Source organism: Methylobacterium hispanicum (assembly GCF_022179285.1).
Lineage (GTDB): Bacteria > Pseudomonadota > Alphaproteobacteria > Rhizobiales > Beijerinckiaceae > Methylobacterium > Methylobacterium hispanicum.
Window position 1 is genome coordinate 29,868 of sequence record NZ_BPQO01000031.1, and the last position, 12,021, is coordinate 41,888.

The window sequence follows — 12,021 nt, forward strand, 5'->3', positions numbered from 1 at the left end:
CCGGGCCGGGCGGGTGCCCGGCCGCCCGCTCAGGCGGCGCGCACGCCGGCCAGGAAACGGCCGACCTCGGCGCCGAGATGCTCGGACTGGCGCGACAGCTCGGAGGCCGAGGCCAGCACCTGGGCGGCGGCAGCGCCCGTCTCCTCGGCCGCCCCCGCCACGCCCGCGATGTTGCGCGTGACCTCGCCCGTGCCGGCCGCGGCCTGGGCCACGTTGCGCACGATCTCCTGGGTCGCGGCGCCCTGCTCCTCCACCGCCGCCGCGATCGAGGTCGCCGCGCCCGAGATCTCGCGGATGCGCCCCGAGATGCCGCTGATCGCCTGGACGGCCTGCTCCGTCGAGCCCTGGATCCGGCCGATCTGCTGGGTGATCTCCTCGGTGGCGCGCGCGGTCTGGTTGGCGAGTTCCTTCACTTCCGCCGCCACCACCGCGAAGCCGCGCCCCGCCTCGCCGGCGCGCGCCGCCTCGATGGTGGCGTTGAGCGCGAGCAGGTTGGTCTGCCCGGCGATCTGCGAGATCAGCGCCACCACGTCGCCGATGCGCGCGGTCGCGCTGCTCAGCTCCTGCACCAGGGTGGAGGTCTGCTCCGCCTCGCCGACCGCGGTGCCCGCGAGTCCCGCCGAGCCGTCGACCTGCCGGCCGATCTCGGCCACCGAGGCGCCGAGTTCCTCGGCCGCCGCCGCCACGGTGGTGACGTTCGAGGCCGCCTCCTCGGCGGCGGCGGCGACGGAGACGGACTGGCCCGCCGTCTCGCGCGCGGTGGCCGCCATGCTCTGGGCGGTGGCCTGCAACTCGGTCGCCGCCGCCGTGACGGTCGCCACGATGCCGCCGACCGCGCGCTCGAACCCGTCGGCCATCGCGCGCATCGCCGTCCGGCGCTGCGCCTCGGCCCCCGCCCGGGCCAGCGCCGTCTCCTCCTCGAGCTGGCGCGTGCGGATCAGGTTGTCGCGGAAGACCCCCAGAGCGGCGGCCGCCGCCCCGATCTCGTCCCGGCGACCGAGGCCGGGGATGGCGATGCCCGCATCGCCCTGCGCCAGCCGGTTCATGGCGGTGGTGATCCGGCGCAGGGGGCGGGCCACGTCGAGGGCGAGGCCGGTCGCGGCCGCCGCGGCGATCAGCGCCGCCAGGACGATCGCCACGACCGTCGCGAACCACGCCCCGTCATAGGCCGCCTCGGCCGCCTGCCCGCTGCGCTGCGCCGCCGCGTCGGCGAGATCGACGAGCTTCTGCAACTCGGCCAGGACCGCGTTGATGCCGCTCGACATCTCGGTGTTGAAGATCCGCAGCGCCCCGGCGACGTCGCCGGCCGCCGCCATCGCGACGATCTTCTCCTGCAGCGCGTGATAGACCTGCCACTGCTGCTCGAACGCCGCGAACTGGGCACTCTCCTCCGGGCTCGCCGGCAGGGCCTGGTACTGGGTGCGCAGGGTCCGCAGCTCGCCCTCGCGCTTGAGGATCGTGGCGGCGACCTCGGCGCGCAGCGCGGCCGTGTCCGCGGTGATCAGCCGGCTCGCGTTGACCCGCAGGCGGTACACGGCCACCTGGAGCTTGCCGAGCACCTGGACGGTGGGCAGCCGCGTCTCGCGCAGGTCGCGCCCCGCCGCATCGACCGTCCGCAGCTCGTAGAGGGAACTCGCCCCGAAGCCGGCCACCAGGACGACCATGAGCGCGAAGCAGGCGCCGAGCTTGGATCCGATGGAGGTGAGGCGAGTCATAGGGCGCGCATCCACGTGGGACAGGAGGCTGGATCGGGTAGACCGCATTAGTGCCGTTCGCCGTTAACGAATTCTGATCGTGGGGCAATTCGGATCGGGTGCGGTACTATCGTTCTGCTTTCGGAGGCTGGCGACGCCCGGGATTCCGACATCGTGAACCGGCGCGGCAGTCCGGGGCTGGCCGGTACGGACCCGACAGGCCGGCCGGGCTTCATCCGGGGACGAAATGCTGTAGAGGAAACCGCGTCAGCCGCCGGGCCAGCCGGCACGAGCCGGGTTCCAGCCAATGCCCACCGATCCGTCCGTTCCCAGCCGCTCCGTGCCCCGGCCCGTGCCGCGCCCCGGCGTCGCGGCGATCGAGGCCTACGTGCCCGGCAAGAGCGGGACGACGGGCGGCCACCCGGTCTACAAGCTCTCCTCCAACGAGACGCCGCTGGGCCCGAGCCCGGCCGCGGTCGCGGCGGCGCGCCAGAGCCTCGACGACCTCGCCCTCTACCCGGACGGCAACGCGACGGCTTTGCGCGCGGCGATCGCGGAGCGCTACGGCCTCGACCCGGCCCGGATCGTCTGCGGGGCGGGCTCGGACGAGCTGCTCTCGCTCCTCGCCTACGCGTATCTGGCGCCGGGCGACGAGGGGCTGTTCAGCGCGCACGGCTTCCTCGTCTACCGCATCGCGATCCTGGCCGCGGGCGGCACGCCGGTGGTGGCGCCCGAGCGCGACCTCACCACCGACGTCGACGCGCTCATCGCCCGCCTCACCGAGCGGACGCGGATCGTCTACATCGCCAACCCCAACAACCCGACCGGCACCTACCTGCCCTTCGAGGAGGTGCGCCGCCTGCACGCCGCCCTGCCGCCCGACGTGCTCCTCGTCCTCGACGGCGCCTACGCGGAATATGTCCGCCGCAACGATTACGGCTCCGGGCTCGACCTCGTGCTGGAGGCCGACAACGTCGTGATGACCCGCACCTTCTCCAAGATCCACGGGCTCGCCGCCCTGCGGATCGGCTGGATGGTGGCGCCCGCGCACGTGGCCGACGCGGTCAACCGCATCCGCGGACCGTTCAACCTCTCGGCGGCGGCGATCCGGGCGGGTGCGGCGGCGATCCAGGACGACGCCCACGTGGCGGCGGCGGTCGCCCACAACGACGCCTGGCTCGCCCGCCTCACCGAGGAGGTCCGGGCGCTCGGCCTCGCCGTGACCCCGAGCGTGGCGAACTTCGTCCTCGTCCACTTCCCCGACGCGCCCGGCCGCTCGGCGGCCGCCGCGGACGCCTTCCTGACGGGCCGCGGCGTGATCACCCGGCGCGTCGCCGCCTACGGCCTGCCGGACTGCCTGCGGGTCACGGTCGGCAGCGAGGCCGCCAACACGGCCTTCCTCGACGGGCTCCGGGCCTTCGTGCGGGGCGCGCATGCCTGAGGCGGGAGCGGCGCCGCTCGGGCGCCTCGCGGTCGTCGGCCTCGGCCTGATCGGCTCCTCGATCGCCCGCGGCGCCCGCCGCTACGGGCTCGCCGAGACGATCGTGGCGATCGACCGGGACGAGGCGGTGCGGGCGCGCGTGCGGGAACTCGGCCTGGCCGACGCGGTCACGGGCGAGGCGGGGGAGGGCGTGGCGGGGGCCGACCTCGTCATCCTGTGCGTGCCGGTGGGCGCCGTCGGCCCGGTCGCGGCCGAGATCGCGCCGCACCTCGCGCCCGGCGCGATCCTCTCCGATGTCGGCTCGGTGAAGGGCTCGGTGGTGGCGGCGGTCGCGCCGCACCTGCCGGAGGGCGTGGCCTTCGTGCCGGGCCACCCGGTGGCGGGCACCGAGTATTCGGGGCCGGATGCCGGCTTCTCGACCCTGTTCCAGAACCGCTGGTGCATCCTGACCCCGCCCGAGGGGACGGACGAGGCGCCGGTCGCGCGGGTGCGGGCCTTCTGGGAGGGCCTCGGCGCCATCGTCGAGACGATGAGCCCGGAGCACCACGACCTCGTGCTCGCCATCACCAGCCACGTGCCGCACCTGATCGCCTACAACATCGTCGGCACGGCGGCGGACCTCGAAGAGGTCACGCAGTCGGAGGTGATCAAGTTCTCCGCCGGCGGTTTTCGCGATTTCACCCGGATCGCCGCCTCCGACCCGACCATGTGGCGCGACGTGTTCCTGACCAACAAGGACGCGGTGCTGGAGATGCTCGGCCGCTTCAACGAGGATCTGGCCGCGCTCGCCCGGGCCATCCGCTGGGGCGACGGCGAGGCGCTGCACGCGCTCTTCACCCGCACCCGGGCGATCCGCCGCGGCATCGTGGCGATGGGCCAGGAGACGGCCGAGCCTGATTTCGGGCGCCGCAAGGAGGGCTGAGGCTCGCGGGCCGGCTCTCGCTCAGGCGGGGCGCGGCCGCAGGCGGGCGCGACCGGGGGCGCTCCCCCAGGCCCGCGCCAGGGCCTGCCCGGCCCGCATGCCGGGCCGCTCGACCGTGAGGTGGACGAGGGCCGCGAGCAGCACGGCGGCGAGGGCGGCGGCCGGGATCAGCAGCGGCAGCAGCGCGGTCGGGACCACCCCGGCGAGGGGCGCGAGATCGACGAAGAGCGCGCTCAGCACCAGCCCGTGCAGCAGGTAGACGCCGTAGGAGCAGGCGCCGAGCACCCGCGCGCCGCGCGAGCGCAGCAATCCGCCGAAGTCGTTGCCGCAGGCGACGCAGAGGAAGAAGGCGCCGTAGAGCGCGAGCGCCGCCGGCTTGCCCGGCACGACCTGCGTGGTCGCGGCGAGGACGAGCGCGGCGGCAGCGAGGCAGGCCGCCCCCGGCCCCCGCAGCCGGGCGGCGAGCGCCTCGCGCAGCCGCACCTCGCAGGCCAGCATGCCGACCGCGAAGAGCGGCAGGTAGCCGATTAGCGGTAGGAGGTTCTTGAGCGGCCGCAGGAGCAGCGCGCCGACGAGGAGCCCCGCCGGCACCCACCAAGTGGGCGCCCGGCCCCGGACCCGGTCCATCGCCGCGCAGCAGGCCGGCAGGACGAGGATGTAGAACAGGAGTTCGTAGCGCAGCGACCAGAGCACGTGGGCGTTGATCCGCCCGCTATCGGCCTCGCCGAGCAGCGGCGGCGTCCCCGCGCAGGCGAGCCAGCGCAGCAGCGCCGCCGCCTCCTCGTGGAGCGGGCGGGCATTCGCCCCGCCGGTCCGCCAGAGGATCAGGCCGAGGATCAGGAGGACCGAGGCGAGGAGGGCCGGGTAGAGCCGGAACAGGCGGCCGAGTGCGAGGCGGCCGAGGTCGAGCCCGCGCAGTCCGCCGAGGATGCGCGGATAGAAGACGTAGCCCGTGACCATGAAGAACAGGCCGACGCTGCCCGCGCCGAGATTGTGCAGGGGCAGCGCTTCGGGCGTCGCCCAGGCCGCGCCGGACCGCGCCACCGGGATCCAGATCGCGGCGTGGTGGACGAGCACCGCCAGGGCGAGCACGCCGCGCAGCCCGTCGATGGCGGTCTCGCCGCCCGCAGGGATCGGAAAACCCGCGCGCACGAGACCGCGCGCCGCGACGTGCGCGGCGGCGTAGGCCAGAGCCCCGCAGAGCAGGATGTCCGCGACCGGACCGAACACGCAAGCCGCCCCCGTTGAGCCGAAGGGGTCAGCGTGGCCGGGCGGGGTAGGGGGCGCAACCCGGGCCCGGCGTTTCGTCGGCGGGTGTGCTCCGGCTGCGTCATACCGTTTTCCGGTCGATGGGTTCGGTCTGACGCATCGTCTCGGAACGAAGCGCGGGTCCCCTCTCCTGTAGGGAGAGGTCTGCTTTCGCAGAAAGCCGGGTGAGGGGTATGAGGCTTCTGGATGAGGCTCACCCTGGACGCGCGTCGATGCCGAGCGCTCTCCTGATCCGTCATACCCCTCACCCCAACCCTCTCCCTATGGGAGAGGGGGCATGGTGCGGTTCACCGCACGCGCCCAAACCGATCAGCCGGAAACGGTATCAGTAGAGCGGTTCGAGCCGCACGTTCGGGATCGTGAAGGGGCCGAGCATGATCCGGCCGTCGCCGAGGCGCAGCGGCGGCAGCGGCTTGAGCGGCGTCTCGCCGCCGGCCGGCGCGCCGTCAGGGCCGGGCGTGCGCACCGTGCCCAGCAGCCCCCCGACGAGCGCGCCGACCAGCGCGCCGCGGTCGGCACCGTAGCGCTGGCCCACGAGTCCGCCGACCAGGGCTTCGAGCCCCGCGGCCCGCAGGTCGAGCTGGCCGGCGATGCGGTGACCCTCGTCGAGGCCGAGCGTGCCCTTGGCCTGGAGGCGGCGGTCGCCCTTGGCGAGGTTGAGGCCGGCGAGTTCGAGCCTGCCCTCCGCCTCGCGCCAGATCTCCAGCTCCCGCGCCAGGGTGCCGGTGCGCAGCACGACCGCCTTCGTCAGCGTGGCGTCGAGCGCGATGTCGGCCGGGTCGGCGTTGCCGACGAGCGCGTCGGCCTGGGCCGAGCGGGCCTTCGCGAAGCGCAGGCTCGTATCGACGGCGCCGTCCGCGTCGAAGCGGCCGGGGGTCGGGCGGGCATGCAGCTCGAGGTGCTCGCCCGCGACCTCAACCGGCTTGTCGAGCGACGGCCCGGAGACCGTGACCCGCGGCGCATCGACAGCCAGCGAGGCGCGCACGAACCCGTCCGCGGCGCCGTGGAAGCTGCCGCGCAGGCTGGTCCAGCTCGCCTCGCCCGCGAGGTCTCCCTGCCGTGTCCTGAACGGACCGACCGCCTCGAACAAGGCGTGGCGCGGCTGGTAGACCTGCACGAGCGCGGTGAACGGACCGAGGGTGAAGCCGCCGTCGGCGCGGGCCAGCGCCACCGAGGCGCAGCGCAGCTCGAGCCGGAACGGGTATCCGGTGATCGAGCGGTCGGCACAGGTCCAGGTCCGGCCGGCGGCGGCCTCGCGGGTGAGCCAGGCGTCGATCTCGCGCCCCGCCCGGTCGCGCAGGTAGAACCAGCCGGCGCTCCACAGCACCGCGACCACCGCCAGAAGGATGAAGGGCAGGAACAGGCCGAAGCGCGAGCCGCGCATCCCGCCGCGCCGGTCCCGCGCGATATCCGCCTGCCCCGAGCCCTGCGCCATGCCTGCCCTCTCCGTCATCGGCCGTGCACCTCCCGCAACGCGGAGGGCGATGCAAGAGGGACGGGCACGGATCTAGGACGCCCGGACCGGATGTCAGGCGCACGGTCTCGGGAGGGGATCGGCGGGCGCGGCGCTTCAGCCGCGCGATCCCTCGGTGCTCAGGTCGTCGGCGATCGCCGCGCGCTCGCCCTCGTCCTCGGCAAGGCGGTGGACGTGCATCTCGGTCGCGCCGCTGCCGCGCATCCGGGCGAGCCAGGTGCGGCCGAGATGCTCGCGCGGGCTCTCGCCCGAGGTCGCGACCGAGACGAGCTCGGCGATGCCGGCCGTGTCGCGCCGCACCGCCAGCACCACCGCGGCCCCGACCTCGTCGAGGGCCGGCTCGTTCAGCGCGTGCACGCCGACCACGTAGCGCCGGCCCGAGCGGCCGCGCCAAGCCGAGAGCGCCAGCGCCGGGCTGCCCCGCAGGCCGGCCGTCGTCCTCAGACGTTCTTCCCGCACGTCCTGCCTCCGTGTGCGATCGTCCTTCAGGTCGCGAAGCGCGGCCGACCAGGACAGGGCTCTTTTGTTCGCCATTTGTTCTAGTTTATCCGCCGTCATCCACAGGCGTCAAGCGCGACGCGTCCTGGGGCGGAGATGGGGATTTGACGAGTTATCCACAAGTCGCGCCGATCCGCGGCGATCCGTCGGGCGTCAGGCCGTGCGCGATGCCTCGCGGGCGGGCTCCGGGATCGCGTGCCCGCGGGCGGCGAGCTCGGCCCGTCCGACCTCGACGAGCGCGTTCGAGGCGGCCTCGATCCGCTCCAGGATCTCGGCCTGGAAGGCCGCGCGCGGCATGCCGGCGGGGATGGGGGGCAGGAACTCGATCACCGCGGTGCCGGGACGCCGCACGAAGCCGCGCCGCGGCCAGAACAGTCCGGTGTTGAGCGCCACCGGCAGGCAGGGCACCCCCAGCGCCCCGTAGAGGTGGGACAGGCCCTGCTTGTACACGGGCGGCGCGCCCACGGGCCGGCGCGTGCCCTCGGGAAAGATGATCAGCTGGCGGCCGCGCGCGATGGCGTCGGCGGCCGCGGCGTTCATCAGGCCCATGGCGCGGGTGCCCTTGGAGCGGTCGATCGCCACCATGCCGCCCCGCGACAGGTGCCAGCCGACGACCGGGATGAAGAGCAGCTCCCGCTTCAGGATGTAGGCGAATTCCGGAAACACCACGCAGAGCGCGAGCGTCTCCAGGGCCGACTGGTGCTTGGCCGCCACGAGGAGCGGGCCCGGCGGGATGTTCTCCAGCCCCCGGAACTCGACGCGGATCCCCGCCACGTGCCGCAGCAGCCAGATCGTGGTGCGTCCCCAGGTCCGGGCGATCCCGAGCACCGTGCGCCGTGAGACCAGCGCGGGCAGGCCGCCGAGCGCGATGACCGCGGTGGCCGCGTAGAAGCAGAGGTTGAAGGCGAGGGAGCGGAGCGCGAGCATGGGGACCTGTGCGGGAAGCGCGCTCCTTTAGCCCGGCTTCGCGCCGGGGGACAGACGGGGCCGGGCGCGGGTCGGCGGGGCCGCGTCCCGGATCTCAGTAGCCGTCCGCGAGCGTGCTGCGCTGGCGCGGGTCGGCGGCGCCCGCGAGCAGTCCGTCGTCCCGCCGCATCACCGAGTTCGCCGAGCCGGTGGTGGGGCCGACCTTCACGGCGTGGCCCTTGGCGCGCAAGAGGGCCAGCGTGTCGGGCGATATGCCCTCCTCGGCGAGCAGCACGTCGGGCCGCCACTGGTGGTGGACGCGGGGCGCGTCCACCGCCTGCGCGAGGTTCATGCGGAAATCCACGAGGTTCACGATCACCTGCAGCACCGTGGTGATGATGCGGCTGCCGCCGGGGCTGCCGGTGACGAGGAGGAGCCGGCCGTCGCGGAACAGGAAGGTCGGGGTCATCGAGGAGAGCGGGCGGGCGCCGGGCGCCACGGCGTTGGCGTCGCTGCCGACGAGCCCGTAGGCGTTCTGCGCCCCGGGCTTGGCGGAAAAATCGTCCATCTCGTTGTTGAGGAGCACCCCCGTGCCCTCGGCCACCAGCCCGATCCCGTAGGAGAAGTTCAGCGTGTAGGTGTTGGCCACCGCGTTGCCGGCCGCGTCGACAACCGAGAAATGCGTGGTCTGGTCGGATTCGTAAGGGGCGGGGTCGCCGGCCCGCACCGCCTCGGCGGGCCGCGCCCGCTCGGGATCGATCCCGGCCCGGATCGTGTCCGCGTAGGCCTTGGCGAGCAGCCCCCGCACCGGCACCTTCACCCGGTCGGGATCGCCGAGATAGGCGGCGCGGTCGGCGTAGGCCGGCTTCATCGCCTCGGCCAGCGTGTGGAAGGCCTGCGCGCTGCCCGCCCCCATGCCGGCGAGGTCGAAGCCCTCAAGCACGTTCAGGATCTCCACGAGGTGGATGCCCCCCGAGGAGGGCGGCGGCATCGAGACGACCGCGTGCCCGCGATAGGTCCCGCGCACCGGCTCGCGCAGCTTCACCCGGTACCCGGCGAGATCCTCCGCCGTCATGATGCCGCCCGCGCCGCGCACCGCCGCGACGATCCTCTCGGCCACCGGGCCGGTATAGAAGGCGTCCGGGCCCCGCTCGGCGATCGTCCGGAGCGTGCCGGCGAGGTCGGCCTGCACCAGGGTCTCGCCCCGGGCGAGCACCCGGTCGCCCGCGAAGAACACCGCCCGGGTCGAGGGCCAGCGCCCGAGCATGCCGGCGACCTGCGGCAGCGAGTCGGCCAAGCCCCCCTCGACGCCGATCCCCTCGCGGGCGAGCCGCTCGGCCGGCGCGATGAGATCCGCCAGGGTGAGCCGGCCCGAGCCGTAGAGGCGGTGCGCCTCGGCCAGCCCCCGCACGGTGCCGGGCACGCCCACCGCCTTGCCGCCCCGGGTCGAGGCCGCCCGGTCGGGGGCGCCGTCGGGCCCGAGGAACATGTCGGCGGTGGCCGCCCGCGGGGCGGTCTCGCGGTAGTCGATCGCCACCGTCTCGTTCCGCTCGGCGAGGTGCACCAGCATGAAGCCGCCGCCGCCGAGATTGCCCGCCTGCGGCAAGGTGACGGCCAGGGCGAAGCCGACCGCGACCGCCGCATCGACGGCGTTGCCGCCCTGCTTCAGCACCGCGATGCCGATCCGCGTCGCCCGCGCCTCCTGGGACGAGACCATGCCGTTCGGGGCGAGCGCGGGCAGGGAGCGGGCGATGTCCGAGGGGATCGGCACGGCGTCCGCCGTCCGGGCGAGCTGGGCCCGGGCGCCCGACAGCGGGAGGACGAAGAGAAGCGCCAGGAGGGCGGCGAGGGCACGGCGCGGCATCGCTGGCGACATGGCTGGCGGCATGGCTGACGGGCGGCTCCACGCGGGAGAGGGTCCGAGCCGTGATAGTGCGGCCTGCGGGCGCGTCCAGGCGTGCCCGTGTTGCGCACCCGCGGGCTGACGAATAAGGAAAAGCGTCAGCCGCAGGATCCCGCGCGGGATCCTGCCGGAGGACCCAGGTTCCGCCGCCCGCGCCGCCGGCGCATTCCGGCGGCGTGCGGGCGGCCGCTGCGCCGCATACCGGAAGGAGCGCGCATGCGAGTGATCGATCTCGATCGGGACGCGGTCAAGCAGGGGCTCGCCGACGGCAGCCTGCTGTTGATCGACGTGCGCGAAGCCCACGAATACGGGGACGGCCACATCCCGGGCGCGGTGACCCACCCGCTCTCGGCGTTCGACCCGCAGGCGCTCGCCGCCCTGGTCGAGGGGGATGCGCGCCGGCCGGTCTTCGTCTGCGCCGCGGGCGTGCGCTCCGTGCACGCGCTACACGCCGCGCAGCAGGCTGGCCTGCCGATCGAGGCGCATTACCGCGGCGGCTTCAGGGACTGGTACGCGGCGGGTGAAGCCGTTGAATAGTCCGGCCGCAGCGCCGGCGACGCGCGTGTGGTGTGCGCCGTCGCACAACTCTGAACTGCGCAACGGACTAGGGGCGCACAAGACTGTGAAGGTCGGCGTCCTCTCGAACCCGCCGACCCGCCCAGCCTCCTCTGACCACGCATCGTCCTCGCGCGCGGACCGCACCGCGCGCCGCGGGCCGATGCTCAGGGACCTCGTCATGCATCCTGCCCTGCGCAGCCGGCTCGCCAGCTTCCTCGTTCCCGCCCTCGTCGGCGTCCTGGCCGGTGTCCCGGTCGGCGCCGCGCCGGCCCGCGCCCAGGCCCCCGGCGGGCCGCCGCCGAAGGTCACGGTCGCCAAGCCGGTGGTCCGCGAGATCGTCGAGCAGGACCAGTATACCGGCCGCTTCGACCCGATCGAGTTCGTCGAGGTGCGCGCCCGCGTCACCGGCTACCTCGACAAGATCCAGTTCACGGACGGCGCCACGGTGAAGAAGGGCGACGTGCTCTTCGTCATCGACCGGCGGCCCTACAAGGCGGCGCTGGAGCAGGCCCAGGCGGCGCTCACCTCGGCCAAGGCGCGCCTCTCCTTCACCCAGACCGACCTCGAGCGTGCCCAGACGCTCTCGCGGGGCGGCAACATCTCCGAGCAGGTCACCGACCAGCGCCGGCAAGCCTCGCAGACCGCGCAGGCCGACGTGGACAGCGCGGAGGCCGCGCTCCGCAACGCCCAGCTGAACTACGACTTCACGGAAGTGAAGTCGCCCATCGACGGGCGCATCAGCCAGCGCCTCGTCACCGAGGGCAACATCGTCATCACCGACCAGACCCGGCTGACCACGATCGTCTCGCTCGACCCGATCTATTTCGGCTTCACGGTCGATGAGAAGTCGTTCCTCAAGTATCAGGGCAGCCTCAACATCGGCATGGGCCAGACCCAGCGCGGCAAGGGCGTGCCGGTGATGATCGCGCTCACCGGCGAGGAGAAGCCGACCCGCAAGGGCACGCTCGACTTCGTCGACAACCGGGTCGACAACCAGACCGGCACGGTGCTCTTGCGCGCCACCGTCGAGAACAAGGACGGCTTCATCAAGCCGGGCCTGTTCGGCATCGTCTCGATGCCGGCCACCAAGCCCTTCCGGGGCGTGCTGCTGCCCGACGAGGCGATCTCGGCCAACCAGGACAAGCGCATCGTCTACCTCGTCTCCGAGGACGGCACGGCCTCCGCCCGCGACGTGAAGCTCGGGCCCAAGGTCGATGGCTACCGGGTGATCCGCGAGGGGCTGAAGGGCGACGAGAGCGTGGTGATCAACGGGCTCGCCCGCGTGCGCCCCGGCGCCAAGGTGACGCCCGAGATGCAGACGCTGCCCCCGAGCAAGAGCTGACCGGGTCGGCCGGG

The 12,021-nt window shown here is 73.7% G+C and carries 10 protein-coding genes; 4 read left to right on the plus strand and 6 right to left on the minus strand.

Annotated elements, in window-relative coordinates; translation table 11 throughout:
• Positions 1 to 29: 29 nt before the first annotated feature.
• Positions 30 to 1,715 carry a methyl-accepting chemotaxis protein gene (locus MFF56_RS26285; RefSeq protein ID WP_238231736.1) on the minus strand — a complete coding sequence of 562 codons (1,686 nt, stop codon included), beginning with the start codon at positions 1,713 to 1,715 and terminating at the stop codon, positions 30 to 32.
• 286 nt (positions 1,716 to 2,001) lie between these two features.
• On the opposite strand from MFF56_RS26285, the gene hisC reads away from it, so the two are divergent.
• Positions 2,002 to 3,135, plus strand: a complete 1,134-nt coding sequence (gene hisC / locus MFF56_RS26290) for a histidinol-phosphate transaminase (protein WP_066926051.1) — start codon at positions 2,002 to 2,004, stop codon at positions 3,133 to 3,135.
• On the plus strand, positions 3,128 to 4,057 hold the full coding sequence (locus tag MFF56_RS26295) for a prephenate/arogenate dehydrogenase family protein (RefSeq protein WP_238231738.1): 930 nt from the start codon (positions 3,128 to 3,130) through the stop codon (positions 4,055 to 4,057). Before hisC ends, MFF56_RS26295 begins: the two co-directional genes overlap by 8 nt.
• A 21-nt stretch (positions 4,058 to 4,078) precedes the next feature.
• Here the strand turns inward: MFF56_RS26295 and MFF56_RS26300 are convergent, their stop codons facing one another.
• The 5 genes from MFF56_RS26300 to ggt form a co-directional block, all read right to left on the minus strand.
• On the minus strand, positions 4,079 to 5,287 hold the full coding sequence (locus MFF56_RS26300) for an acyltransferase family protein (RefSeq protein WP_238231740.1): 1,209 nt from the start codon (positions 5,285 to 5,287) through the stop codon (positions 4,079 to 4,081).
• Positions 5,288 to 5,651: 364 nt separating this feature from the next.
• Positions 5,652 to 6,761, minus strand: coding sequence for a DUF2125 domain-containing protein (locus MFF56_RS26305; protein WP_066926707.1), 1,110 nt, complete (start codon positions 6,759 to 6,761; stop codon positions 5,652 to 5,654).
• A gap of 135 nt (positions 6,762 to 6,896) precedes the next feature.
• Positions 6,897 to 7,334, minus strand: a complete 438-nt coding sequence (locus tag MFF56_RS26310; RefSeq protein WP_066926708.1) for a hypothetical protein — start codon at positions 7,332 to 7,334, stop codon at positions 6,897 to 6,899.
• A gap of 117 nt (positions 7,335 to 7,451) precedes the next feature.
• A complete protein-coding gene (locus tag MFF56_RS26315) occupies positions 7,452 to 8,225 on the minus strand; it encodes a lysophospholipid acyltransferase family protein (protein ID WP_066926710.1) in 774 nt (257 codons plus the stop codon).
• Positions 8,226 to 8,319: 94 nt separating this feature from the next.
• Positions 8,320 to 10,080: a gamma-glutamyltransferase gene (gene ggt, locus MFF56_RS26320; RefSeq protein ID WP_238231749.1), complete on the minus strand. Its 1,761-nt coding sequence runs from the start codon at positions 10,078 to 10,080 to the stop codon at positions 8,320 to 8,322.
• A 243-nt stretch (positions 10,081 to 10,323) separates the two neighbouring features.
• Between ggt and MFF56_RS26325 the strand changes: the two genes are divergently transcribed.
• Positions 10,324 to 10,644 (plus strand): rhodanese-like domain-containing protein, encoded by a 321-nt coding sequence (locus MFF56_RS26325; RefSeq protein ID WP_066927111.1) that lies wholly within the window; start codon positions 10,324 to 10,326, stop codon positions 10,642 to 10,644.
• A 199-nt stretch (positions 10,645 to 10,843) separates the two neighbouring features.
• The gene (locus MFF56_RS26330) at positions 10,844 to 12,007 is read left to right on the plus strand and encodes an efflux RND transporter periplasmic adaptor subunit (RefSeq protein WP_082773342.1); all 1,164 of its coding nucleotides are present in this window, start codon (positions 10,844 to 10,846) and stop codon (positions 12,005 to 12,007) included.
• The last annotated feature ends 14 nt before the right edge of the window (positions 12,008 to 12,021 follow it).